At 72.4% G+C, this 25,061-nt stretch carries 19 protein-coding genes and 2 pseudogenes; 7 read left to right on the top strand and 14 right to left on the bottom strand.

What is annotated here, in order from left to right; genetic code table 11:
- Window positions 1-410: 410 nt before the first annotated feature.
- Window positions 411-761 (bottom strand): peptidoglycan-binding protein, encoded by a 351-nt coding sequence (locus tag OG519_RS02540; protein WP_405578017.1) that lies wholly within the window; start codon window positions 759-761, stop codon window positions 411-413.
- Between the two features lie 565 nt (window positions 762-1,326).
- On the opposite strand from OG519_RS02540, the gene OG519_RS02535 reads away from it, so the two are divergent.
- Together OG519_RS02535 and OG519_RS02530 are read left to right on the top strand one after the other, a co-directional pair.
- Window positions 1,327-2,160, top strand: coding sequence for an enoyl-CoA hydratase/isomerase family protein (locus tag OG519_RS02535; protein ID WP_405578015.1), 834 nt, complete (start codon window positions 1,327-1,329; stop codon window positions 2,158-2,160).
- 108 nt (window positions 2,161-2,268) lie between these two features.
- A pseudogene (locus OG519_RS02530) lies at window positions 2,269-2,382 on the top strand (IS5/IS1182 family transposase); the annotation flags it as partial.
- 68 nt (window positions 2,383-2,450) lie between these two features.
- On the opposite strand, the gene OG519_RS02525 reads toward OG519_RS02530, so the two are convergent.
- From OG519_RS02525 to nirB, 4 genes are all read right to left on the bottom strand, one after another.
- On the bottom strand, window positions 2,451-2,885 hold the full coding sequence (locus OG519_RS02525) for a VOC family protein (RefSeq protein WP_405578012.1): 435 nt from the start codon (window positions 2,883-2,885) through the stop codon (window positions 2,451-2,453).
- A 536-nt stretch (window positions 2,886-3,421) separates the two neighbouring features.
- Window positions 3,422-4,771 (bottom strand): MFS transporter, encoded by a 1,350-nt coding sequence (locus OG519_RS02520; RefSeq protein WP_405578009.1) that lies wholly within the window; start codon window positions 4,769-4,771, stop codon window positions 3,422-3,424.
- A gap of 92 nt (window positions 4,772-4,863) precedes the next feature.
- Window positions 4,864-5,400 carry a nitrite reductase small subunit NirD gene (gene nirD / locus OG519_RS02515; RefSeq protein ID WP_405578007.1) on the bottom strand — a complete coding sequence of 179 codons (537 nt, stop codon included), beginning with the start codon at window positions 5,398-5,400 and terminating at the stop codon, window positions 4,864-4,866.
- On the bottom strand, window positions 5,397-7,916 hold the full coding sequence (gene nirB, locus OG519_RS02510) for a nitrite reductase large subunit NirB (RefSeq protein ID WP_405592414.1): 2,520 nt from the start codon (window positions 7,914-7,916) through the stop codon (window positions 5,397-5,399). The genes nirD and nirB overlap by 4 nt, the downstream gene beginning before the upstream one ends.
- A gap of 252 nt (window positions 7,917-8,168) precedes the next feature.
- Here nirB and OG519_RS02505 point away from each other — a divergent pair, with 252 nt between their 5' ends.
- Both OG519_RS02505 and OG519_RS02500 read left to right on the top strand, forming a co-directional pair.
- Complete coding sequence (locus tag OG519_RS02505) at window positions 8,169-9,371, top strand: uroporphyrinogen-III synthase (protein WP_405578004.1); 1,203 nt, start codon at window positions 8,169-8,171, stop codon at window positions 9,369-9,371.
- Complete coding sequence (locus tag OG519_RS02500) at window positions 9,368-10,180, top strand: sirohydrochlorin chelatase (RefSeq protein ID WP_405578002.1); 813 nt, start codon at window positions 9,368-9,370, stop codon at window positions 10,178-10,180. The genes OG519_RS02505 and OG519_RS02500 overlap by 4 nt, the downstream gene beginning before the upstream one ends.
- On the opposite strand, the gene OG519_RS02495 is transcribed toward OG519_RS02500, so the two are convergent.
- On the bottom strand, window positions 10,159-14,439 hold the full coding sequence (locus tag OG519_RS02495; protein ID WP_405577999.1) for a molybdopterin-dependent oxidoreductase: 4,281 nt from the start codon (window positions 14,437-14,439) through the stop codon (window positions 10,159-10,161). The genes OG519_RS02500 and OG519_RS02495 overlap by 22 nt on opposite strands.
- Before the next feature lie 745 nt (window positions 14,440-15,184).
- Entirely contained in the window at window positions 15,185-15,646 is a 462-nt protein-coding gene (locus tag OG519_RS02490) for a VOC family protein (RefSeq protein WP_405577996.1), read from the bottom strand.
- Window positions 15,647-15,707: 61 nt separating this feature from the next.
- Between OG519_RS02490 and OG519_RS02485 the strand changes: the two genes are divergently transcribed.
- Together OG519_RS02485 and OG519_RS02480 are read left to right on the top strand one after the other, a co-directional pair.
- Window positions 15,708-16,718, top strand: a complete 1,011-nt coding sequence (locus OG519_RS02485) for a helix-turn-helix transcriptional regulator (RefSeq protein WP_405577993.1) — start codon at window positions 15,708-15,710, stop codon at window positions 16,716-16,718.
- 40 nt (window positions 16,719-16,758) lie between these two features.
- A pseudogene (locus OG519_RS02480) lies at window positions 16,759-16,917 on the top strand (IS5/IS1182 family transposase); the annotation flags it as partial.
- Between the two features lie 501 nt (window positions 16,918-17,418).
- Here the strand turns inward: OG519_RS02480 and OG519_RS02475 are convergent.
- From OG519_RS02475 to OG519_RS02460, 4 genes are read right to left on the bottom strand one after another with little or no spacing between them, the layout of a single operon-like run.
- Window positions 17,419-17,700, bottom strand: coding sequence for a hypothetical protein (locus OG519_RS02475; protein ID WP_405577991.1), 282 nt, complete (start codon window positions 17,698-17,700; stop codon window positions 17,419-17,421).
- 10 nt (window positions 17,701-17,710) lie between these two features.
- The gene (locus OG519_RS02470) at window positions 17,711-18,787 is read right to left on the bottom strand and encodes a hypothetical protein (protein WP_405577990.1); all 1,077 of its coding nucleotides are present in this window, start codon (window positions 18,785-18,787) and stop codon (window positions 17,711-17,713) included.
- The gene (locus tag OG519_RS02465; protein ID WP_405577988.1) at window positions 18,784-19,632 is read right to left on the bottom strand and encodes an NAD(P)H-binding protein; all 849 of its coding nucleotides are present in this window, start codon (window positions 19,630-19,632) and stop codon (window positions 18,784-18,786) included. Before OG519_RS02465 ends, OG519_RS02470 begins: the two co-directional genes overlap by 4 nt.
- Before the next feature lie 3 nt (window positions 19,633-19,635).
- Window positions 19,636-20,631, bottom strand: a complete 996-nt coding sequence (locus tag OG519_RS02460) for a zinc-binding dehydrogenase (RefSeq protein ID WP_405577986.1) — start codon at window positions 20,629-20,631, stop codon at window positions 19,636-19,638.
- 117 nt (window positions 20,632-20,748) lie between these two features.
- On the opposite strand from OG519_RS02460, the gene OG519_RS02455 reads away from it, so the two are divergent.
- On the top strand, window positions 20,749-21,660 hold the full coding sequence (locus tag OG519_RS02455) for a LysR family transcriptional regulator (RefSeq protein WP_405577984.1): 912 nt from the start codon (window positions 20,749-20,751) through the stop codon (window positions 21,658-21,660).
- A 285-nt stretch (window positions 21,661-21,945) separates the two neighbouring features.
- Here OG519_RS02455 and OG519_RS02450 read toward each other — a convergent pair whose 3' ends face one another.
- Genes OG519_RS02450 through OG519_RS02440 form a run of 3 tightly spaced genes read right to left on the bottom strand, consistent with a single transcriptional unit; the run spans window position 21,946 to window position 24,952 of the window.
- Window positions 21,946-23,076: a 3-oxoacyl-ACP synthase III family protein gene (locus tag OG519_RS02450; RefSeq protein ID WP_405577982.1), complete on the bottom strand. Its 1,131-nt coding sequence runs from the start codon at window positions 23,074-23,076 to the stop codon at window positions 21,946-21,948.
- Entirely contained in the window at window positions 23,076-23,870 is a 795-nt protein-coding gene (locus OG519_RS02445) for an HAD family hydrolase (RefSeq protein ID WP_405577980.1), read from the bottom strand. The genes OG519_RS02450 and OG519_RS02445 overlap by 1 nt, the downstream gene beginning before the upstream one ends.
- On the bottom strand, window positions 23,867-24,952 hold the full coding sequence (locus tag OG519_RS02440) for a ScbA/BarX family gamma-butyrolactone biosynthesis protein (RefSeq protein WP_405577978.1): 1,086 nt from the start codon (window positions 24,950-24,952) through the stop codon (window positions 23,867-23,869). Before OG519_RS02440 ends, OG519_RS02445 begins: the two co-directional genes overlap by 4 nt.
- Window positions 24,953-25,061: the final 109 nt, after the last annotated feature.

Genomic DNA, 25,061 nt, shown 5'->3' with positions numbered 1-25,061 from the left:
CGCCTCCGTGCTGGCCGTCGACCGGGGCGGTCGGCAGGTGGATGGGTCGCCCCATCCTGATTGCGCCCCGGATGGCTGGCAACTCCGCGTCCGCAACGGGTTCCGGTCCATCTCCCCTGCGCCTGGCCGCGCTTGTCCGCCGCCCGAATCCGCACGATCTCCGCCCTCGCCCGCGCGATCACCTCGACCGCCGCCGCCGCCAGCAGCACCCCGCGCTGTGGAGGCTCTCCATGGTCGCCCGAGCCGCTGACAGGCGACGGACGCCCAACTACCGGCCGACGCACCAGCGGAGGCCACCCGGCGCGGCAGGGCCGTTCCGCAGCCATGCGCTTCACAGTGCTCCGCGGCGACGTCACGCGGACAGGATCGGATGTTTCCCCGAGGCCCGGCACCGACCCTCTTGCGCGGGTTCAGCAGGCTGCGCCATGCCCCGCGACGTAGTACGCGTCAAGCCAGCTCCACGTCTGCGGCCCGATGATGCCGTCAGCCGTGGTGCCCGCGCAGGCCTGGAACGCTGCGGTGGCGTTCAGAGTGTCGTTACCGAAGATGCCGTCCACGGTGATGTAGATGCCCCTGTATGCCAGGCCCGAATTCAGCTCGCACTGCGCGCGCTTGACCGCAGGCCCGGCGTTGCCGTAGCCGATGGTCGGTTCCTTGCCTGAGTAGTTCAGGCAGTTGGCTGCCGACGCGGGAGTCGCAGTGACCACGCCCCCGAGAACAAGACTCGCACCGAGCATCGTGGAGCCCGAGACCAGCGCCACACGAGAACGCATCCTCAACATTGTGGTCCCTTCAGCGGTTCGGCGATGGCCAGCCTCACGGAGGAGCCTCGCCATCCAGGTGCCACCAGGCTCCGCCCCCTGCCGGCAATCCGCGCTGCTCCCGGACCCGATGACACATGTGTGGGACATCGGCATCCCTGACCTGAGGGAACACAAGTGATGAGGATTCCGTAGGGGGACAGCGCCGCGCAGCCGCACACCGGACCCAACTCGGCCGCGAGCACCGGCTTCGGACGGACGCCCAAGCCGGGGCGGCGAACCACGCGGGGTCGCGCGTCGTGGACGCTGGTCCGGCGCGCTCATGCAGACGGCGGCCAGCTCCTCCCATGTCCGAACGGCTCTGTCCCACATCCGGTGGTGACTGCCGGTGTCCCTTGGTGGGCCGGCCGCCACCCTGGCCCGGTCTCCGGCTGCGTCTTTCGGCTCGCCGCCGTTCCCGGGCCGGGCCGCCGTTGTCCTGCGCCTCTCCGAGGTGAGGCGCGAGTGTCCTCGGTGCGCGCATGGCCCAGTTGCCAGTCCGGTATAACACATTTATGGTTATTTTATGGCTGACCGCAATGGGTACTTCACCGTGAGTGAGCCCGCGCCCGGGTACCTCAGGGCAACTATCGCCAACCCGCCGATCAATGTTTTCAATATGGGCATGTTCGATGCGCTGGAAGCATTCATCGATATGCTCGAAAACCGCGACGACATCAAGGTCGTCGTCTTCGACAGTGCCGATCCCGAGTTTTTCATCGCCCACTTCGACCTGCTCGGCGACACGTCTGCGATCACGGACAAGCGACCGAACGGCCTGTACCCGTGGCCGGATCTCACCACGCGTATCGCGGAGTTGCCGGTCCTTACCATTGCGGCCATCCGCGGCCGGGCCCGGGGTGTCGGATGCGAATTCGCGATGTCCCTGGACATCCGTTTCGCCAGCCGGGAAAAAGCAGTCCTGCAGCAGTTGGAGCTTGCCCTGGGTCTCGTTCCCGGCGGCGGCGCGATGGAACGCCTGCCGCGGCTGGTCGGGCGGAGCCGCGCTCTGGAGGTCGTACTGGGCGCCGAGGAGATCCGAGCCGACCGGGCCGAGCTGTACGGCCTGGTCAACCGCTCGATCCCGGATGCCGAGTTCGAGGCCACCGTCGACACCTTCGCGCGCCGTGTCGCGAGCTTCGACCGGCCGGTGCTCGCCCTGGCCAAGCGCACCATCAACGAACAGGCGGGGCTCGCGGACCCGCACGACCTCGGCGAGGGCCAGACGCGTTTCCTCGCCACCACCCAGTTCGCGCAGACCCAGCAGCGTGTGGGGCAGTGGGCGGCCGACGGTCTCCAGCAGCGTGGAGAGCTCGAACTGTCCATGGGCGACTACATCGCGGGACAGGTGCGGAAGTAGCGAGACCCCCGACGGACTTGCCTGTCCACGGCGACGTCCCGTTTCCGGAGGGCGGCCGGCTTGAAGCGCCCCGGGTTCGGTAGGCAACCGACCTGAAGCAGTCGGGCCTTCGCCCGTATGAAAACCTGGAAGACCCTGCGCGACTGCCGTCTGAGAGGCGACGGCGTGCGCCACGCGATGCTCGGCGCCGCCCGCCTGCACAACCTCGCTCTCACGGGATGACCGCGCCGCGCGCGGGATCTACGATGCCCACCGGAGACGGCTCCCCGCCTCGTAGTCTCGGCGGAGGCTCAGTCGAGGCAGAACTCGTTGCCCTCAAGGTCCTGCATCACAATGCAGGACTCGTTCTCGCCGTCTGCACGCATCGTTCGCACATGCACCGCGCCGAGCGCGACCAGTCGCGCGCACTCGGCCTCAAGTGTGTCAAGGCGCTCCTCGCCCACGAGCCCGACACCGGCCCGCACATCGAGATGCACCCGGTTTTTGACGACCTTGCCTTCGGGAACTCGCTGGAAGAGCAGGCGCGGACCCACTCCCGAGGGATCAGCGCACGCGAAGTAGATCACCTGGTCCGCGGGCGGCAGCGAGCGGTGGTACTCCTCCCACGTGGCAAAGCCCTCCGGGACCGCCGGTACGACGTACCCCAGCACCTCACACCAGAAAGCGGCGAGGCGCGCGGGTTCCGCGCAGTCGAAGGTCACTTGGAACCGCTTGATCGTTGACATCGGCGCACCCTACCAAGGGTGCCCCGCTGCCCCTTCCCGCACGGGGATCCCCATGCCATCGAGCTGCCGTCCCAGCCCCGCCGAAACCTGGTCCGGATCGGACGCCAGGTGATCAAAGCGAACAGCGCCACGAGAACGACGCAAGCCTCGTGCGTAGCTGCGTGCCGGAGATCAGTCGCGACGTGCGCGCCCACTTCAAGGTATAGGGGCTGGGACACCGGGCGGCCAGGACGGAAGAGCGTTCACACCGGATGCATGAGCGTGAGTGGTGATTGCGCGCGCGCAAGGGCGCAAGGTGGATCAACGGCATGACTGCGATCCTGGCGGCGAGCGGGTGGGCGATCTCGGTCGTCCGTATCGGATTCTGCCCGAGCCTGCGGGGCACCCGGGTCCGTGCCGCCCGTCGGTGCGGACGTCACCTTGGCCGGAGCACCCTCGCACCTGCAGCGGCAGCAGGAGAGTTCCGCGTCAGCTCATCAGCGGATGCCGGCCTCCGTGCGCAAGGGGGGGGTCCGCTCCCGCGGCGGTCCGGCCGGTCAGGTCCGGTCGCGGTAGAACGCCCACGTCAGGCCGAGGCAGAGCACGTAGTAGGCGAGGAAGGCCAGATAGGCGGCGTCGCCGTTGTGGGCGCCCAGGAAGGACTGGCGGAAGGCGATGTTGACGAGGACTCCGCCGAAGGCGCCGACCGCGCCGGCGATGCCGATGAGCGCGGACGAGCCGCGCCGGGCGGCTTGCTGCGCCCGGCGGGGGTCGGCGCCCGAATCGATCGCCGCCCGGGCCTGGTCGCCGAAGATCGCCGGGATCATCTTGTAGGTGGAGCCGTTGCCGAGGCCGCTGAGGAGGAAAAGGGTGATGAAGCCGCTGAGGAAGAGCGGCAGTGAGTGCTGCCGCGAGGCGAGCAGGACCAGGGAGGCGGCCGCCGCCATGGCGGCGAATGTCCACGCGGTCACCCGGGCGCCGCTGAGGCGGTCGGCCAGCAGGCCGCCGAGCGGCCGGGACAGCGAGCCGAGCAGTGGTCCCAGGAAGGTGAGGTACGCGGCCTTGACCGGGGTGTCGAACTGCTGGTGGAACTGCACCTGCAGGACCTGTCCGAAGGCGAAGCCGAAGCCGATGAACGAGCCGAAGGTGCCGATGTAGAGGGCGGACATCACCCAGGTGTGATGGTCCGCGACCGCGTCGCGCATGGCCCGGCGCTCGTTGCGGAGCACGGTGAGGTTGTCCATCCGCAGGGCCGCGCCCAGCGCCGCCAGCGCGATCAGCGGGATGTAGACCAGGACCAGCAGCCGGGGGTGGCCGGCCCCCGCGGTGGCCAGGACCAGCAGCGCGAGGAGCTGGACGGCGGGCACGCCCAGATTGCCGCCGCCCGCGTTGAGGCCGAGGGCCCAGCCTTTGAGGCGCTGCGGGTAGAAGGCGTTGATGTTGGCCATCGAGGAGGCGAAATTGCCGCCGCCGACGCCGGCCACCGACGCCGCGACCAGCAGCGTCGAGTAGTGGACACCGGGGTGCAGCACCACACCGGCGAACACGGTCGGGACCAGCAGGACAAGCGCGCTGAAGACCGTCCAGTTGCGGCCGCCGAAGCGGGCCACGGCGAAGGTGTACGGCAGTCGCAGCAGCGCCCCGCAGGCGGTGGGGACCGCGGTGAGCACGAACTTGCCCGCGGTGTCGATGTGGTAGCCGGGTCCGAGGAAGAGCACCAGCACCGACCACAGGCTCCATACCGAGAAGCCGATGTGCTCGGACAGGATGGAGAAGACCAGATTGCGCCGGGCGGTCCTGGCTCCGGTCCGCTGCCAGAACTCGGGGTCCTCGGGGCGCCATTCGCCGATGGCGCGGGACCGGGTCGGGGCGGCGGCTTCCTCGGGTATGCGTACGGTCGCGCTCATGATGGACCAGCCTGTCGTGTGGAGGGTCGGCCTTCTGCCGCCATGCTGGCCAGCGGCGGTTTCCGCGCGCTGTCGGTGTCGGAACCGGTGCGCTACGGCTTGTGCACGCCGCCTTCGCCGCCTTGTGAGGTGCCGGGGTGCGGGGTCTCGGGGTGCGGGCTCTCGGTGTGCGAGGTGCCGGCGTGCACGGTGCCGGGCCGCCGGCGGACCGGCCAGCGGCGCAGGGTGGTGCTGGTCCCGTCGGGCGCGGTGTCGTCGTCCAGGCAGCGGCCGCTGTCCAGCGCGAAGGCCTGTTTGAGCATGGGCGAGATCAGTACCCCGGTCGGACCGCGGCTGCCCAGCAGGCCACGGGAGAGCACATGGGCGCCGGTGAACGGGTCCCGGTTGTCGAGTGCGTACAGGCGGTCCGCCGGGTCGCGGAAGAGCGCCACCTGGGCGGCGCCGAGCAGGACGGCCACGCCCCGCCCCGGCAGGAGGTCGTCCAACTCGCAGACGGGGATCCACTCGTCCCCGTCGTGGATCTCCACCACGGCGCGGCCGGACGCCCCGGGCACCGAGCTCTCGGCGGGCGCATGGGGCACCCGGCCGGTCGGCGGATCGGTCAGCAGATCGGTCAGCAGATCGGTCATCGGGTCCGCACCTCCAGGCGGGAGCCGCCGATCAGGACGTGGCCTGCCTCGTCGGGGCCGGCCGGGCGGATCTGGTCGCGTTCGGCGACGAAGCGGACGGTGGGATCGGGCGTGCCGGGGGCGTTGACGAAGGAGACGAAGCGTCGCAGGCGCTGCGGATCGGCCAGGACGGCCGCCCATTCGTCCTGGTAGGCCTCGACATGGCGGGCCATCATCCGGTCCAGTTCGCCGGCGATGCCCAGCGAGTCCTCCAGGACCACCTCGCGCAGGTGGTCCAGGCCGCCTTCGAGCCGGTCCAGCCAGGGCGCGGTGCGCTCCAGCCGGTCCGCGGTGCGGATGTAGAACATCAGGAAGCGGTCGATGGCGCGGATCAGCGCCGGCCGGTCCAGGTCCACCGCGAGCAGGTCCGCGTGACGGGGCGTCATCCCGCCATTGCCGCCGACGTAGAGGTTCCAGCCCTCGGCGGTGGCGATCACCCCGAAGTCCTTGCTCTGCGCCTCGGCGCACTCGCGGGCGCAGCCGGACACCGCCGACTTGAGCTTGTGCGGGGCGCGCAGACCCCGGTAGCGCAGTTCCAGCTCGATCGCCAGGCCCACCGAATCCTGGACGCCGAAGCGGCACCAGGTCTGCCCCACACAGGACTTGACGGTGCGCAGGGCCTTTCCGTAGGCGTGTCCCGACTCGAATCCGGCGGCGACCAGGCGCGCCCAGACGGCGGGCAGTTGGTCGACACGAGCGCCGAACAGGTCGATGCGCTGCCCACCGGTGATCTTGGTGTAGAGGCCGAAGTCGCGGGCGATCTCGCCGATGGTGATCAGGCCCTGGGGGGTGATCTCACCGCCGGGGACCCGGGGGACCACCGAGTAGGAGCCGTTGCGCTGGAGATTGGCCAGGTGGTGGTCGTTGGTGTCCTGCAGGGCGCCCTGCTCGCCGTCCAGGATGTGGCCGTTGCCCAGGCTGGCGAGGATGGAGGCGACGGCCGGCTTGCAGATCTCGCAGCCGAGGCCGGCCCCGGTGCCGTGCTCGGCGAGCAGCGGGGAGAAGCCGGTGATGCGCTTGACGCGGACTATCTCGTAGAGTTCGGCGCGGGTGTGTGCGAAGTGCTCGCACAGTCCGCGGGCGACCTGCACCCCGGCCGCGGCCAGCGCCTCGCTGACGATGCCGCCCGCCAGCTTCAGGCAGCTACCGCAGCCGGTACCGGCCTTGGTGCACTTCTTGACCTCGGCCAGACCTCCGCAGCCCTGCTCGGCGACCGCCGCCCTGATCTGGCCCTTGCTGACGTTGTGGCAGGAGCACACCACCGCGTCGTCGGGCAGCACCAGCGGGCCGGCCGGGCCGCCTTCGGCAGCGGGCAGGATGAGCTGTTCGGCGGCTACCGGCAGTGGCGCGCCGCCGATGGCCAGCGGGCGCAGGGTGGCGAAGGCCTCGGCGTCGCCGACGAGGACCCCGCCGAGCAGCCGGCCGTCCGGGTGGATCACCAGCTTCTTGTAGACCCCGGCCCGGCTGTCGCTGTAGAGCACGTCCAGCGCGCCGGGGGTGGCGCCGAGCGCGTCGCCGAAGCTGGCCACGTCCACGCCCAGCAGCTTGAGCTTGGTGGAGGTGTCCGCGCCGGTGAAGGAGCCCTCGGCGCCGGTCAGTTCCCTGGCCGCCGCCTCGGCCATGGCGTAGCCGGGGGCGACCAGTCCGTAGACCCGGCCGTCGGCGGCCAGCGCGCATTCGCCGATCGCCCGGATCCGTGGGTCGGCGGTGCGGCACCGCTCGTCCACGACGATCCCGCCGCGCTCGCCGACGGGCAGCCCGCAGTCGCGGGCGAGCCGGTCGCGGGGGCGGACCCCGGCGGAGAACACCACCAGGTCCACGTCCAGGGTGGTGCCGTCGGAGAGCACCATGGACCGTACCGCGCCGTCGTCGCCGGTCTCGATGCCCGACGTGCCGGCGCCGGTGTGCACCACCACGCCCAGGTCCTCGATCGCGCGGCGCAGCACTCTGCCGCCGCCGTCGTCCACCTGCAGGGCCATCAGCCGCGGCGCGAACTCGACCACATGGGTGTCCAGGCCCATCGCGCGCAGCGCCCCGGCCGCCTCCAGGCCGAGCAGCCCGCCGCCGACCACCGCGCCGACCCGCGCGCGGGCGGCGCCGGCCTTGATGGCCTCCAGGTCCTCAATGGTGCGGTAGACATGGCAGCCCGTGGCGTCGGCGCCGGGGACGGGTGGCACGAACGGGTACGAGCCGGTGGCCAGCACCAGGGCGTCGTAGCCCAGGACCGCGCCGCCGCGCGTGGTGACGGTGCGGGCGGCGCGGTCGATCGACACCGCGGGATCGCCCAGGCGCAGATCGATGCCGTGGTCGTCGGCGAAACCGGGCGGGCACAGCGACAGTTCCGCCGCGGACACCCCGGAGAACCACGAGGTCAGGTGGACCCGGTCGTAGGCGGGGCGGGGTTCTTCGGCGAGTACGGTCACCTGCCAGTCGTGCGGCCGTTCGCCCAGGGCCTCCAGGAAGCGGTGGCCGACCATGCCGTGGCCGACCAGGACAAGACGCGGGGATGTCACAGGCGGGCTCCTCGGGTCGCGGTCATGGTCCGAGACTCGACGGGACCGGTTTCCGCACGGGGTCACCTGTGTTGCCCCGGCGATACACGTGGCTCACGCGGCGCCACCGCCAGTGTGACCGCGCCGACATGTGGGGTAACACCGGGGCCGCCGCGCTAACTGCCGTGTGACGGCCGCGCAACAGTGCCGAAACCGTGCTGCCGGAGCCTTCGGAGCATGGAGACTGGACCCGCTTCCGACGCCGGCCCGCCCGTGGCCGTCCCCCTTGACGCGGCGGCCGAGGACGATCCGGCGCAGCCCCGAGTCCCGCTGCTGGGATTCACGGTCGGGGTCACCGCGGCCCGGCGACGTGACGAACTCGTCGCCCTGCTCAAGCGCCGGGGCGCCCGCGTGGTGGAGGCACCGACCGTACGGATCGTGCCGCTCGGCGACGACACCGCGCTGCGGCAGGCCACCATGCGATGCCTGGCTGCGCCGCTGGACTATGTGGTCGCCACCACCGGCGTCGGCTGGCGTGGCTGGATGAGCGCGGCCGACGGCTGGGGCCTGGGCCGGCGGCTCAGCGAGGTGTGCGGCCAGGCCGTGGTCATCAGCCGCGGGCCCAAGGCGACCGGCGCGGTCCGGGCCAGCGGCCTCGACGAGTCCTTCTCGCCCCGCACCGAGGCCAACGATGAGCTGCTGACCTGGTTGCTCGCCCGTGACCTGCGCGGACGCCGCATCGCGGTCCAGGAGCACGGGGCGCCGCTGGACGCCGGCTTCATCGCCGCGCTGTCCGAACGCGGCGCCCAGGTGATCGCGGTCCCCGTCTACCGCTGGGGTCCGCCCGAGAACCCCGACGCCGTACGCCGGCTGATCGAGCAGACCGTGCGGCGCGAGGTCCAGGCCATTGCCTTCACCAGCGCTCCCGCCATCACCGGCCTCCTCGACACCGCCGAGAACCTCGGGCTGCGGGGCGAGGTGGTGGAATCCCTGCGCCAGGGCGCCGGACACGGCGTGCTGGCCGTCTGCGTCGGCCCGGTGTGCGCCCGCCCGCTGGAGGAAGCCGGGGTGCATCCGGTCTGTCCCGAGCGCGGCAGACTCGGTTCGCTGGTGCGCACCATCACCGAGAAGCTCCCGGAGGGGAACCGCGAACTGCTCTTCGGCGGGGAGCGGTTGGTGCTCCAGGGCAGCGCGGTCCTGATCGCCGGCGAGTGCGTATGGCTGTCCCCGATCCAGGCGGCGCTGCTGCGGGCGCTGGCCCAGCGCCCGGGCTGGGTGCTCAGCCGAGGCGAACTGCTGCGCCGGGTATGGGTCGGCGGCGGCGCCGACGAGCACGCCGTCGAGGCGGCCGTCGCCCGGCTGCGCGGCGCGCTGGGCGCCCACGCCGGACTGATCCGCACCGTACCCAGGCGCGGCTACCGACTGGCGGTCGCGGTGTGATTCCCGCACCGGCCGCGACGACTCTGCTGGCGGTCGCGCACGGCACCCGCGACCGGGAGGGCGTCGCCTCGTACAGCTCGCTCCTGGACCGGGTCCGCGCCATGCGGCCGGGTCTGCCGGTGCGGCTCGCCTTCCTCGACATCGCCATCCCGTCCTTGGACGAGACGCTGGCCGGGCTGCGCGGCGAGGCGGTCGTCGTCCCGCTCCTGCTGAGCGCCGGCTACCACGTGCGTATCGACATACCGGCCGCACTGGCCGCCGCACCCCAGATGGGGGCCAGGGTGGCGGCGGCGCTGGGCCCCGACCCGCTGCTGGCCGAGGCCCTGCACGACCGGCTGACGCAGGCCGGCTGGCACCGCGCGCCCGGGCGCCGGGGAGCCGCCGGGCAGGCCGTCGTGCTGGCGGCGGCGGGGTCGAGCGACCCGGCCGCCAACGCCGATACGGCGCGGACGGCGGAGCTGCTGCGGGAACGGCTCGGCGTCGATGTGGTCCCCGCCTATCTCAGCGCGAGTTCGCCGACCCCCGCCGACGCGGTGGCGCGGCTGCGGGCGGCGGGCCGCCAGGTCGCGGTCGCCAGCTACCTGGTGGCCCCGGGCTTCTTCGCCCGCGCCGCCGCCCGGGCCGCGGCCGTCGGGGGGATCGCCGCGAGGCCTACGGCGCCGATGAGTTCGGAACGCGGTACCGATGGCCTGGTGACCGGACCGGTCGGCACCCACCCCGCCGTCGCCCGCCTCGTCCTGCGCCGGTACGACCAGGCGGTCGCCCGTACGGCCGGCCGCCGCGGCCTTCAGTACACGTCGCGCGCGTAGCGCCCGTCGGCGGCGAGCTGCCGGACGTGCGCGGCCGCCGCCTCCGGTGCCAGGCGGCCGTGCAGGGCGACGATCTCCCTCAGGGTCCGGTCCACGTCCCTGGCCATCCGGCTCGCGTCGCCGCACACATACAGGTGGGCGCCGTCCTGGAGCCAGGACCACAGCTTCGCGCCGTGCTCGCGCATACGGTCCTGGACGTAGATCTTGGTCCGCTGGTCGCGGGAGAAGGCCGGATCGAGCCGGACCAGTGTGCCGTGCCGCTGGAAGTCGGCCAGTTCCTCGCGGTAGTAGAAGTCCCCGGCCCGGTGCTGGCCTCCGAAGAAGAGCCAGTTGCGGCCGTGGTGACCCAGCGCGCGACGCTCCTCAAGGAAGCCGAGGAAGGGTGCGACCCCGGTCCCGGCCCCGATCATCACCATGGGGGTGGCCGGGTCGGTGGGGGGCTGGAAGTGCGGCGAGCGCCGGACGAAGACCGACACCTCGCCGCCGGAGGCGCGGTCGGCGAGATACGTCGAAGCCACTCCCTTGCGCGGCCGGCCGTGCACCCCGTCGTAGCGCAGCACCGAGACGGTGATCCTGGGTTCGCCCGGGTGGGCCAGCGGACTGGAGGAGATGGAGTACAGCCGCGGCTGGAGGCCCTTGAGCAGGTCGGCGCAGTCCTGGGCGGTGAGGTCCGGGGACAGCGCGCCGATCAGATCGACGGCCTGCCTGCCCCAGGTCCACTTCGCCAGCTCACCCTTGTTGTCCGGCCGCAGCAGCCGCCGCAGCTCGCGGTCCTCGCCGCGATCGGCCACCCGGCGGAGCAGGGCGGGAGTGATCCGGGTGATGTCCAGGTGCCGCAGCAGGGCCTCGCCCAGCGGGACCGTCCCGTGATCGGCGAGCACCACCTCGGCGGCGGGGTCGAGCGCGGCCGCCTCCAGCCATTCGGCGACCAGATCGGGGCAGTTGAGCGGCCGGACACCGAGCGCGTCACCGGCCTCGTACGCCAGCGCGCCATCGGTGTCGAAGGTGAACATACGGACCTCCTTGGCGGCGCCCGGGAGGCTGAGCAGCCGATTGCCCGTCAGCCTCGCGAGGATGGGGGCCTGGGCGGAGGGAGGCCGAGCGGCGGCGGTCCCGGTCGCCGGAGCCGGGAGCGGTACGGATGAGGGTCCGGCGGCGGAGGTAGCGGAGGTAGCAGAGGCAGGGGCGGTCGGTCGGTCGGCGGCGGGACCCGACAGCAGGCCGAGAACCTGCTCGATCCACCGCTCGGCCTCCCGCTGGTAGGCGCCGGGTTCGCAGTCGAGGCGCGGCAGCAGCCGCCGCCCGCCGAGTTCCGCCAGGCGCCCGTCCAGGCGTCGGCCGTGGCCGCAGAAGTCGTCGTAGCTGGAATCGCCGAGGGCCAGGACTCCGTAGCGCACGCCCCGCAGCTTCGGGGGCTGGTCCCCGGTCAGCCGCTCCCAGAATTCGGCGCCGTTGTCGGGGGCGTCGCCGTCACCGAAGGTACTGGTGACGACCAGCAGATCGGCGCCGCTGGGCAGGTCTTCCGGGGCGGTGTCGGCCATGCTCCGCGACGACACCACCCGGCCGGCCCGGGCCAGCCGGTCGTGGACGTTGGCGGCGACTTCTTCGGCGTTCCCGGTCTGCGAGGCCCACAGGACGACGACCTCCCGATTGGTGGCCGGCGCGGGCTCCAGGGCGGGTTGAGAGGCGGGCTCCGAGGCGGGCGGAGCCACGCCGGGTGCCGGCACGCGCGAGAAGATCCCGGCCAGCACACCGTCGGCCCACGCGGCGTGACGGCGTTCCAGCGGTGCCGCGGCCGGCAGCACCGGGAGCGTGCCGACGGCGGGCGGCGACGACGCCAGTCCGGCGAGGAAGCCGCCGAGGTACTGGCGTTCCGCGTCCGCCAGGGCCGGGGGCGCGGTCCCGGCTCCCCACAGCCGCGCCAGTGCGGCCAGCGGCTCGGCCGCGAGTGCGGGCGCAGGGGGCCCGGGCTCGGCGTCGGGCTCGGGCCCGGGGTCGGGCTCGGGCCCGGGGTCGGGCTCGGGCCCGGGCGACTCCGCCCCGGGTATCCCGCTCCGGGGAGAAGCCGAGCCTGTGGCGGCGACCTTCGTCAGGCGCACGGCGCACACCTTGAACCCGGGCTGCAAGGAGATCGGGTCGACGGCGTCGCTGGTCACCGCGTTCACGCTGAGGTACTCGCCGAACAGGTCGTTCCAGTGGAAGGGCGCGAAGCAGTCGCCCGGCCCGACCCGGTCACTGATCCGCGCGGGCAGGACGGCGCGCCCGCGCCGCGAGGCCACCTCCACCCGGTCGCCCTCGCCGACCCCGAGCCGGGCGGCGTCTCGCGGATGCACTTCGAGGAAGGGGCCGGGGTTGAGCTTGTTGAGTTTGGCTACCTTGCCGGTCTTGGTCAGCGTGTGCCACTGGTGCTGTACGCGGCCGCTGTTGAGAAGGAAGGGGTAGTCGTCGTCGGGCAGTTCGGCGGCCGGCAGGTGCGGCCGGGCGAAGAAGACCGCGCGGCCGCTCGGGGTCGGGAAGGCCAGCCGGGGCCGGGTGCCGTCGGGATGGACCAGCGGGGCCTGGCTGATGCCGTCATTGAGGTAGCGGATGGGGTTGCGCTCGGGGCCTGCCGGGTCGGAGCTGGGCCACTGCACGGGTGTCCGGCGCAGCCGTTCGTGGCTCACTCCGCGCAGATCCCAGCCGGTCCTGGGGTTCCAGGCGCGTTTGAGCTCCTCGAAGACCTCCGCGGCGCTGCCGTGCTCGAAGCCCTCGGTGAAGCCCATCTCCCGGGCGACCCGTGCGATGATCCGCCAGTCGGCGAGTGCCTCACCCGGCGGGTCGACCACCTGCCGGCTCAGCGTCAGACCGCGCTCCGAATTGACCATCACGCCCTCGCTCTCGGCCCACAGCGCGGCCGGCAGCGTGATGTCGGCGTAGGCGTTGGTCTCGGTGTCGGCGAAGACGTCCTGGGTGATGACGAGTTCCGCCGCTTCCAGCCCCTCGATGACGGTGCCGCGATGAGCGACCGAGGCCACTGGGTTGGTGCAGATGATCCAGCAGGCCTTGACCTCCCCGGCGGCCATCCGCCCGAACAGCTCCACGGTGCCCTGGCCGGCCTCCGCGCGCAGGGTCCCGGCGGGCAAGCCCCACAGCTCTTCGGTGAACGCGCGGTCCTCGGCGTCCAGCGCGGACCGCTGGCCGGGCAGCCCGGGGCCCATGTAGCCCATCTCCCGGCCGCCCATGGCGTTGGGCTGGCCGGTCAGCGAGAAGGGACCGCTGCCGGGACGGCAGATCGCCCCGGTGGCCAGATGCAGGTTGACCAGCGCATTGGTGTTCCAGGTGCCGTGGGTGGACTGGTTCAGGCCCATGGTCCAGCAGCTCACCCACTCCCCGGCCGCACCGATCCAGCTCGCCGCCCGGCGGATGTCCGCCTCGGGGATGCCGGTGATCTCCGCGACCTTCGCCGGCGGATAGCCGGCCAGGAAGGCGGGCAGGTCCGCCCAGCCGTCGGTGTGCTCGGCGATGAACTCCTCGTCGATGTCGCCGTTCTCGACCAGGAGGTGCAACAACCCGTTGAGCAGGGCCAGGTCGGTGCCCGGCCTGATCCGGAGGAAGAGGTCCGCCTTGTCGGCGGTGGCGCTGCGCCGCGGGTCCACCACGATCAGCTTGGCGCCGGCCTTCCGGCGCTCCAGCAGCCGCAGGAAGAGGATCGGGTGGCAGTCGGCCATATTGGCCCCGATGACGAAGAACACATCCGCGCGGTCGAGGTCCTCGTACGAACCGGGCGGCCCGTCCGCGCCCAGCGACAGCTTGTAGCCACTGCCCGCGCTGGCCATGCACAGCCGGGAGTTGGACTCGATCCTGCTGGTCCGTATGAACCCCTTGGCCAGCTTGTTCGCCAGATACTGCGCCTCGAGCGACAGCTGCCCGGAGACGTAGAGGGCCACCGCGTCCGGGCCGTGCTCGTCCATCACCGCCCGCAGTCTCCGCCCGGCGTCGGCGACGGCCTCGTCCAGTGCCACCGGCTCCGGTTCGGCGCCCCGCTCGGTGCGCACCAGTGCCCGGGTCAGCCGTCCGGGAGCCGCCAGCATGTCGGCGCTGGTCGCGCCCTTGGTGCAGAGCCGACCGGCGTTCGCCGGATGCGTTCGGTCCCCGGAGACCCGCACGACACCGCGCCGTCCCCCGGCCCCGCGTTCGACGTCCAGTACGATGCCGCAGCCCACGCCGCAGTAAGAGCACACCGTACGGACCTGCTCGGTCGCCGCCTGCGACTCCGGCACGCGGGCCCCCTTCGTCGTCGCCGACGGGATCTCCCCGCCAGGGGCACGCTAGGAAGAGGGTGTTGCGCAACGGTCACGATCACGGCAGCGGCGCGGTTACGGCCCCCGCACGCGGGAGATACGGGCGGGTGAGATCGGTTCCGCCGCGCCCGCGGACCGGTCCGCATCCGGCGCGGACCACACGTCAGACGCCCGGCGGGTCGGTCCGGACGGCAGGGCCGCGTCACGGGCCGCAGTGCGGCCTGGACGCGGTTGGTCCTTTCCAGCGCGGCGAGTCTGCGACTGGCTCTTCGAACGGCCGGCTGACTGCCCCGCACGTTCGCGCCTGGTGGGGCGGCCCAGTGCCTACCCTTCAAGAGATCGAGCAGAGATACGGACCCAGGGTCGACAGGACCGAGCATCGGGTCAGCAGCGATCACCGCGTTCGCCACCGTCCTCTTCGACCCCTACCGCGACATCGCCGTGATCGTCTCCGTGCCCGAGAGAGACAACCGTGCATCCTGCCGGGCGCTGGAGAAGGCAGGGTTCAGCGTCGCCTACGAGGGGCAGCTCGACTCCACCGATTCCTCCGACAGCGGGTCAGCGCCGTCTACTCGCTCTCACGACCGGCCTTTCGGCCTTGACCGCAACGACGCCCCGGCCAATCGGCGCCGCAACGTCGTCACCCTCACCGCCTGCTCGCCAGGGCTGGACAGCCACGAGCCGCGACCTGGGCAGGTGACGCCGGCGAGGATGGCGCCTGCCGTTAAAGGACTTCTTGAGCGTTCAATGGCTTCGGTGTCCGATTGTGCTGAAGCTGCCACGCCTCAGGCGTGACAGGTGTGTAGAGGTTGACGAGAGATCCGTCGGGGTCGCGGATGAGAGCCGACACATTGCCCCACGGCATCATGGTCGGAGGCTGAACGACATCGAGCTGGTCGCCGAACTCGGCAACAAGCCCCTCGTACACAGCGCTGGTGTCCTCGACGAGGAACTCGACGATCGCACTGCTGTTTGCGCCCCCGCGGGGCGTGCCGGTGGTGATGAAAGCGACGCGGGCGGAGCCGCTGACCGCGAAGGTGGCAGAGGGTGTCACCAGTTCGACGAAGTCCTCGGTCAGGTACTGCGGGGTCGCGCCGGTGAGGACCTCATAGAAGTGGACGAGCCGTGGAATGTCCTCGGTGATGACGCGAATGGAGGCGAGCTGAACTCTGGTTGCGTTGGTCATGGGGCGACCCTAGAGTCAATACAGGTCACCTTCCGCCCGGAAATGTTGGACCATGACACGTATGGCCCGACCGACCGCACGCGTACTGGCCCTGCTGGAGTTGTTGCAGGCCGGAGGAACCCGCACCGTCGTCGACCTCGCCGAGCGACTCGGAGTCGATCAGCGCACCGTGCGTCGTTACGTTGAGCAGCTACGCGAAATGGACATCCCGGTGGACGGGGTCCGCGGCCGCTACGGCGGCTACCGTCTCGCCCGCCACTACCGCATGCCGCCGCTGATGCTGACCGACGAGGAAGGCCTTGCCGTGGTATGGGCTCTGCTGGTCAACCACCACGCGCGCAGTGGCCCGGCAACCCCGCTCGCGCTGGAGACGGCCACGGCCAAGGTGCGCCGAGTGCTGCCCGCCACGCTCGCACGGCGCATCGACGCGGTGCTCCAGACAGTGGACTTCACCGGCGGGCAACGCCCAGGCGTGGAAGACCACGACACCGGACCCCGCCACGGCGATGACAAAGGTGCCCAGACACTGCTCGGTCTGGCTGAGGCGGCACGAGATCAGCACCCGGTCGCTTTCGAATACCGGACCCGCCAGGGACATACGGCGACGCGGCACGTACAGCCGCACGGCGTCGTGGCACACCGAAACCTGCTCTACCTGACCGGCTTCGACGTTGACCGGCAGGCGCTGCGTACCTACCGCCTGGATCGGATGGCCGATCTACGGCCTCTGCCGGGCACCTTCGCCGCGCCTACGAACATCGACCCGGCAGCGCTGATTTTCGGGCCCCTGTCCGCGGCACCTTCACGCCACGACGTCTCATTCCTCATCCGCGCTGACCCAGCCCATGTAAGGCGCTGGATCCCGGAGACGCTTGCATCGGTGACGCCGGCGTCTGCTCCCGATTCCGCGGAGGGCCAGGACTGGCTGGAGGTGTTTCTGCGTGCTGAGCACCTCGAGTGGGTCGCCGGCACGCTGGCCATGCTGGACCGGCCCTTCATCATCCAACAGCCGGAAGCCCTCAAGGCGGTGGTTCTCGCACTCGGACGCCGACTGACTGAGAACTCCACCTGAGCGTTGTCACGTAAGTGCTGGCGGTTGGGATGATCTTGGTGTGGCTAGTGTGATCGCGGCGTCGGAGCCGTCCTGGATAGCCCCGTTCACGGATCTGAGCCCGCGGTTGTGCGGCCGGCTGGTGACCGCGTGGCGCCGTGGTGGTGCCGTTGCGGACGGCGTAGAGGGCGGCAACGTGGCGAAGCCCGACCTCGACGACCTCGTCGGCGATCGCGTCGGGCAGGAGGGACAGCAGTTGACGGTGTCTGAGCGCTCCGAGGCCCGGCGGGTGGTTCGTGCACGTGCGCCGCAGGCCCGCGCCATGCACTCTGGATGTGGATACGGTCGCTCCGCCGTACGTGGCAGACGAAGAGGAACGCGTGTCGAGTTGTTCCCCGGTCGCGGGACAGCCTGCGGCGGTTGACGATGTTGTAGAGGGTGGTGCGGGGGACAGCGCCAGCCGTGCCGCGGGACGGGTGTGACCTGCGGCATGCGGGAATCTCCTGCTGGCTCGCCTCAGGTGTTGACCCGGCCGGGTGGACGCGACGAGCCGGGCCGGGCAGCCAAGTCATGTTCAACTACTACGCCCGGTTCCTCGCGGGAGCGCAGGACTGTGCCAACGTTCGGATCGAGGAAATCATGCGCCGTTGGGCGGACAAGGTGGCCCCCGCCGACGGCCAACGTCAGGGAATCCGGCCCGGAAATGCCCCGGAACGCCTGGTCAGAGGTGGGACACCAGGGGGAGATATCGGGAGGATGCCGGGCGCCGCGCCGCGCCGACGTTGACCGGTCCGAGGTGGTGCCCGAGTTGGTGAAAGACCAGGTCGGGCACCACATCTCGGGTCTCTAGAAGAAGCCGAGCTTCTTCGGGGAGTACGAGACCAGCAGGTTTTTCGTCTGCTGTGGCGGCCGCGGCCGTCATCGCCGTGCGGACCACGCTCGCCGCCTCTTCCAGGTCGTCATCAACGGCGCCGCGGTCTTCGGGGTCGCCGCTGCCGAGCACCCGGCAGCCGTCATTCCGGCAGGTGCGGATAGGCCCGCCGCTGCCGGGGCGGTACGCCGAAGGTGGCCCGGGAGCGCACTTCGATGAAGGCGTTGATGCCGTTGCGGTGGCGCACCCCCACCGCCGGGTGGTGGCCGGGCGCGTCGGCGGCGTTCATCACCGCCCGGGTGACGTTGAAGTCCTCCATGGTCCGCTGGAGGGAGACGAAGTGGGTGCCCGGCGAACCCCCGTCGAGGGTCGCGAAGTCGCGGCGGTTGATCCGCGGCACGCCGTTCAGCCGGGCCCGGCCGGTGGCCTGGGCGTGCCCGACGAGACCGTGGGCGGCGGCCAGCGCGGGCAGGGCGTCGGCGTCGCTGCGCGCGTCGTCGACCAGCAACTCGGCGGCCCGCGCGTCCACGGTCGGCGCGAACATCTGCGCGCTGCGGCGGTCCGCGTCCTGCTCGTACCAACTGTCCACGTCCAGCCGCAGGTAACTGACGTGCATGGTGGTCCCCCCGGCCAGCGGCCCGGAGGCGATCGTCACCGCCTCCTCGGTGGCCTGGTTGCCCCGCAGGCCCGAGTGGAACCCGAGCATCAGCGGGGCCCGTTCGGGCAGTCCGGCGCCAGGCAGCCGCTCGGCCGGCAGCCCCCGGCCGACGAAGCCGGTCCTGGTCTCGCGCAGCCGCAGTCGCTCGCGTTGGTCCAGCGGTCCGGCGCCGAACAACTCGTCGGTGACCTCGGCGAGAAGGGCCTCGTCGTCGCTCGCCAGGTGCAGGCAGGCGTCGATGTCCTCCAGCACGGGGTTCTCCCACCGGGCCATCGGCAGCGGGCGCGCGACCGGCGACCGGCGCAGCGCCGTATGCCGTTCGAACCACCCGGGGCCCCACCCCAGACAGGTCAGCAGTCCGCTGGGACCGTAGGGCAGGCGCTCCTCCAGGTTCCGCAGCGCGCGCTCCAGGAACTCCGCGTCCGCCCGGCCGGGGCGGCCGGTGACTTCCAGCATCAGCAGCCGGTGGAAGCGCGGCGCGAGCGGCCGCCCCTGGGGGTCGTAGCGGAAGGTGCCCTCCCAGCCGTGCTGGGCGATGGGCAGCCGGGTCGTGGCCGTCATGCGAGGGTGCCTCCGGTGGGGGATGTGGGGGCCGGGCGGGGTACGGGACCGGGTGCACCGCCGACCCGCGGTTGGTCGCGGGGGCCGCTGTCCAGGGCGGTGTCCCGGCCGCGGCCGGCGGCGGGGCGGCCTTCACTGACAAGAGCGGTGGCCGGGTCCGCGGCGAAGCCCTCGGCAGGGCCCGCTTCGGGCCCTGCCTCCCGGCTCTCCGCGTCGTCTGCGTCGTCCGCGTCGTCCGCGTCGCGCCGTAGCGCCGCGAACGCCGCGGCCCACTCGGTCAGCGGCGGCCCCGGCTCGTTGTAGAGGGCGAACGTGGTCCCGCGGGCGGCCGGCTCCTCCGCCGCGGCGACCAGCGTGGCCGCGAGGTCGGCCCGCGCGATCATGCCGTCGGTGCGCGGGTCCTGAGTGAATGTCAGCGCGTGCGACCCCGCCGGGTCGTCGCTGAACCACACCGGCCGCACGATCGTGTACGGCAGTCGGCCCGAACGCGCCTCCCGCTCAGCGGCGGTCCGGCCGGGCAGCAGCGCCGGGTCGGTCCGGTTCAGCGGGTGCATCGGCCCGTGCCCGGTGGCGAAGGAACTCAGCAGCACCAGGTGCGGGGTGGCCCTGACCGCGGCGGCGGCCGCGGTCAGGGTGACCACCGCGCCGTGGGCGTGCTGCCAGGCGTTGCCGCGCCGTGGAACGAGGACCACCGCGTCGGCGCCGGCCAGCGCGGCCAGGACCCCCTCCCGGTCCCGTAGGTCGGTCAGTTCGGCCACCTCGTGACCGCGCTCGCGGGCCCTTGCGGCGACCAGCAGACCCAGCGAGCCGCGCAGGCCGGAGGCGGCGACCACCAGACGCGCCACGGCTCACGCACCTTCCCCCGCGGACGCGGTGCCGGAGTCCGAGCCGGCGCCTGTCTCCGCCGCGCCCGACCGCACCACCAGCGCCGCCTTCCCCGGCACCCGCCGCTCGCGCAGCGCCTCCATCGCCTCGGGCAGCCGCTCCCACGAACCGGTCCAGCCCACCACCGGCGTCATCCGGCCGCGCTCGATCAGTCGCAGCAGTTCGGCCAGGTCATCCGCGACGGGTTCGCCCGAGCCGAACACCCAGAAGGGATGCAGGGTCTGCCGGACGTGCGGCGCAAAGGACGAGAGGGTCAGCGTGGCCGGCTCGCGCGAGGAGGTGCCCAGCAGCACGAAGTGGCCCAGCGGGGAGAGCATCTTGAGCGTACGGGTGAGCACCGCACCGCCCACGGACTCCAGGACGAGGTCGAACGGGCCGCTGAGCGCGTCGAGTTCGGTGATCACCGAGGCCGCGCCCAGCGCACCGAGGTCCAGGGTGCGGTGGGAACCGGTGAGCGCGGTCACCTCGGCGCCGCCCGCCGCGGCGAGCTGGACGGCGAAGGAGCCAACGCCGCCGCTGGCCCCGGTGACCAGCACCCGCCGGCCCAGCAGGGGTCCGCCGCGGCGCAGGGCGCGCAGCGCCGTCAGTCCGGCCACGCCCAGGGTCGCCGCCCGCTCGGCGGGGACCCCCTCCGGTACGGTGGCGAGCCGGTCGACGGGCACGACCGCGTACTCGGCCCAGCCGCCGTAGTCGTTCATCGCGGCGATCCGCGTCCCGGCCGCCGGGCCGCCGCCCTCCGCGGCGGTCCGCACGACGGTCCCCGCCAGGTCCTGGCCAGGGCGCCAGCCCTCCGCGCGGCGGCTGAACAGGCCGAGTTCGCCGCGGTTGACGGAGAACGCCTCGACCCGCACCAGCACCTCGCCGGGGCCGGGCTCGGGCACGGGCACGTGGCGCAGATCTGGACCCTTGGGGGTGCCGACGTAGGCGCGCATGGTCGAAGGCAGGGCGGAAACGGTCATGCCCCGACGCTAGGTGCGCCGGCCGGCGCGGGGGAAAGACCGGTTCGCTCTCGATACCCGCCGGGGTGCTTATCAATAGCGGCCCGCCTGCGGCTTTTCCCGCCTATCGTGAGACGAATGACGCCCGAGGTGAAGCTGCTGCGGTCCTTCCTGATCGTAGCCGAGGAAGCGAACTTCACCCGGGCGGCGGTCCGGCTGCACATCGCGCAGCCCGCCCTCAGCACCCAGATCCAGCTGCTGGAACGGCAGTTGGGAGTCCGACTGCTGGACCGCACCACCCGCAGCGTCCGGCTGACCGAGGCCGGGCGGGCCGTACAGGAGCGGGGCCCGGCGGCTCTGGCCGGGCTGGACGACGTGTGGGAGGCGGCCCGCCGGGCCGCCCGAGGCGAACTGGGCGACCTGCGGCTGGCGTACGGCGCGAGCACGGGGTACGGCACGGTGCCGAGCCTCGTCGAGGCCGCGAGGGCCGGCCACCCCGGGCTGCGGATCGCGGCGGACCTGCTTCCGACGCCCGCGATCGCCGCCGCGGTGCGCGAGGCCCGCGCCGACGCGGGCATCGCCCGCGCCCCCGAGGCCGCGCCGGGCGTCCGGATGCTCCCCCTGCGCAGCGAGCGATACGGCGTCCTGATGGCGGCCACGCATCCGCTGGTGTCCCACGCGCCGGGCCCGGTACCGCTGGCGGCCGTCGCGGACCACCCGCTGGCGGTGCACCCGCGCGATGCCAACCCGGGCCACTACGACCAGCTCACCGGCATGTTCCGGCGGGTCGGCGCGACGCCCGCGCTGGTCGAGCGGTCGGTGTCCTTCGACCCCACACAGCGGTTGCTGCGCGACGCCCGTACGGTGGCGCTGGTCGGCGAGGGCGCCGCCGACGGCCTGGCGGACTGGCTGCGCTGGCTGCCCCTGCCGTCCGACCTCCCCGCGCTGGTCACCCGGCTCGTCCTCCCCTTGGAGCCCCGCACCAGCGCGGCCGGAACCCGCTTCGCCGCCCTCGCGCTCGACCACGCACGGGCGTACGGCTGGCTGTGATGACTGGGCGGATCGTCACCAGGCACCGGCGCCGAGTTCACGGCGTACCACGAACCGCGCACGTATCCCGGCCCTCGGAGGTACCCAGGCCGCGCGCGTGCCCCGCCCCGGTCCGGATGAACCCGGGCGCCCGCGCCAAAAGGAGCCGCCCGGCCGATCGCTGCGAGGGAGCGTAGGGCCGGGCGGGAGGCACCGCGGAACATGGGAGCAGTGCCCGGGTGAACGGAGCGGCGGCCGCCGCGAGGCGGCGCCGGTCCGGTCAGCGGGACCAGAAGTTCCCGCCGCCTATCCAGCCGACGGAACAGTCAGCGACGCCGGCGCGGGGTTCGGCGCGGACCTGCCGCGCGGGCCGCGTGCCTGGTGCGGGATCGCGGCGCCCGGGGTGCGCGCGTGGGCGGTGTGCGTCCAGTCCGCGAGTTGCGCGGCCACCGACATGCCGCCGCCGAACCCGGCCAGCAGCAAGCGGTCCCCGACCGCGAACCGGCCCAGCCGGTGTGCCTCGTCCAGCGTGACGGCCACCGACGCGGAACCGGTGTTGGCGTACTGGTCGACCGTCAGGTGCAGTTCGGCCGAGCCGAGGCCGAGCCGGGGCCAGACGTCGGCCAGCATCACACCGTTCGCCTGGTGCGGGACGAAGTGCCGGACGCTTGCGGAGTCCACCCCCGCCTCGGTGAGCAGACCGCCGATCGCCGCGGGCAGTTCGTCCTGGACGAAGCCGCGGACCCCGCCGCCGTCCATCGTGAAGTAGTGGGAGCCGTCGTGCACGGTGGCCGCGGACGCGGGCAGCCTGCTGCCGCCCGCCGGGACCTTGATCATTTCGTGCCGGTCACCCCAGGTCAGCAGCCGGGTGCCGAGGATGCCCCGGCCGGACGGCACCGGGCCGAGCACGGCGGCGCCGGCGCCGTCGCCGAACAGGACGGCGGTACGCCGGTCGGAGTGGTTGAGTATCCGCGAGTAGATGTCGGCGCCGATCACCAGGCCGTAGCCGGACCGGGCGGCGGTGCGCAGCAGCCCCTGGGTGACCGCGAGCGCGTAGACGAAGCCGCTGCACACCGAGTTGAGGTCGAAACAGGCCGCGTTGCGCGCGCCGAGCAGGTGCTGGACGATGCCCGCGGTGGCCGGCTGCGGGTGGTCCGGGGTGGACGTGGCCACCACGATGTACGCCAGGTCGGCGGGCGTGAGCCCGGCCTGCTCCATGGCCCGTCTGCCGGCCTCGGCGGCGAGGTCGGAGGTGGCCTCCTCCGGCGCGGCGCGTCGTCGGCGCCGTATGCCGGTTTTCCGCACGATCCACTCGTCGGTGACACCGGCGGCCCGCGCCACCTCGTCGTTCTCCACCACCGTGGCCGGCAGGTAGGAGCCGGTGCTCACGATGCCGATCCGGTCGCCGTCGTCGTTGGGGTGCTGCGGGGAAACCATCACGCCTCCAGGGAAACGGGAGCGGCCTGGGCGGGCACGTCGGCCACGGCCCCGGCCTCGTAACGTGCGGTGATTGCTGCCGCGGCGGGGAGTTCCCCGGTGAGCGGTTCCGCGCTGATGCGCTCCCAGCCGTCGCGGTTCACGTACTCTGCGAGCACCGGGTCGTCGCCCACCACGACCGGCCGCGCGACGCTGCGCAGCAGGTCCAGATCGCTGGAATGGTCGCCGTAGGCGGCGCAGACGGCCGGGTCGAGGCCGCCCACCGCCATCGCGGCCCGGGCCGCCCGGCCCTTGACCGGCCCGATCATCGGGGTCAGTACCTCGCCGGTGAGGTCGCCGCCGCGGATCAGTGGCCGGGTGCCGAGCGCCGCGTGCGCGCCCAGGTGGTCCGCGATCGGGTCCAGGCAGGCCGAGAAGGAACCCGACAGCAGCATCACGAAGTCGCCGCCGCGGACGTGGGCGGCCAGCCGCGCGGCCGGTTCCGCGGTGAACAGCCCGCCCGCAGCCAGCCGCCGCCCGAACCACTCGCGGCCCAGGCGGGCGAGCCCGGACGCGCTGTGCCCGGCATAGAAGCGGTAGTACTGCCGGTTGACCTCCCGGCGTGGCCGGCCGGCGGCGGCCATGGCGTGCAGTTCGGCGGCCAGTCGGCGGTACGTGGCCGGCGGTTCACCCCGGCGCTCCAGGTAGAACTCCAAGAAGTCGAACATGCTTTTGATACCGATGAGGGTCTCGTCCACGTCGAAGAAGGCGGCCCGTCCGCCGCAGCCCCCGGGCCCGGCGGCCGCGGCGGTCACGACCGCGCTCCCGCGGGCCCGAGCCGCAGCGAGAAGACGCACAGGTCGTCACCATCCTGCCCGCAGGTGCCGTGGACCAGCTGGCCCTCGGTGGTGTCGTCCGGGTCCAGCGGGCCGCCCTGGGTCCAGGCCACCCCGGCGGGCAGGGGGTCCCGCGGTACGTCGCAGCGCAGCTCGGTGGGCTTGTCCAACTCCCCGAACCTGTTGAAGACCACGGACAGCCCGGTCAGCGGGGTGCGGGACGGCGAGCTGCCGAGTGTCTCCAGTGCGGTCAGCAGCGCGAGCTGCCGGGCACCCTCGGCGATCACCATGCCGGGCAGGTGGTCCTGAGGGTGGTCGAACATGCTCGGGTGCCCGGCGGGGGTGAGCAACGCGGCCCGCCCGACACCGTTGGTCACCTCGCAGTCGGCCAGCACGACGTTGCCCTGGTTGGCCCGGCCCACCCGGTAAGGGTCGACAGTCGCGCCCTGGAAGCGGTCCACCAGGGCCGCGGAGGACGGCAGTGGCTTGCCGTCGCGGTTGCCGAGCCGCAGCCGCAGGTAGTCGTCGGGCGACTTGAAGCGCAGCCCCACCAAGGCCGAGCCGATCCGCATGCCCCGCACGTAGAGCCCGACCTCGTGGTCCAGGCCGGTGGTGCGGCCCTCGCGATGGCGGTACGCGGACACCCTGACCCGCAGTGAGAGCTGGCAGGGCGCGGCGCCGACCACCGCGCCCTCCGGGCGCACGAGGTTGATCCTCAGGTGGGTCAGGATGAACCTGTGGTCGCGCGGCACACCGTAGAACTCGTGTGCGCCGGCGAGGGTGGCCTGCCGGCACGTCTCCAGCAGCAGGACCGGGTCGTACGCGACGGGGCGCAGCAGGTGATCGCCGTAGTAGGCGTGCGAGCGGGGCAGCTGGGCTGCCGCGGCGTACGCCTCGCGGTGGTCGGCCGGTCCGGTGGGACCGGTGGCTTTCAGATCGGTGAGGAAGACCTCGCCGAGCGAGTCCCGGTGTACCAGGTCACGGTCGACGGTTCTCGCATAGCTCAGCTCGGTGTCGTCCTCCGGAAGAAGTCCGTCCGGGGAGACTGCCGCGGTAGTCATGATCGGAGCCTGCCTTCGTGAGGTGGTTGGCCGGTCCGGTGAGATCGCCACCGGCCGGTTGTGATCGGGCGGATGCCACTGATCGGCGTTGATCAGGACACTGGAGGTG

The organism is Streptomyces sp. NBC_01190, assembly GCF_045039895.1.
Taxonomy (GTDB): Bacteria; Actinomycetota; Actinomycetes; order Streptomycetales; family Streptomycetaceae; genus Actinacidiphila.
This window is presented reverse-complemented; position numbering and strand designations above follow the sequence as displayed.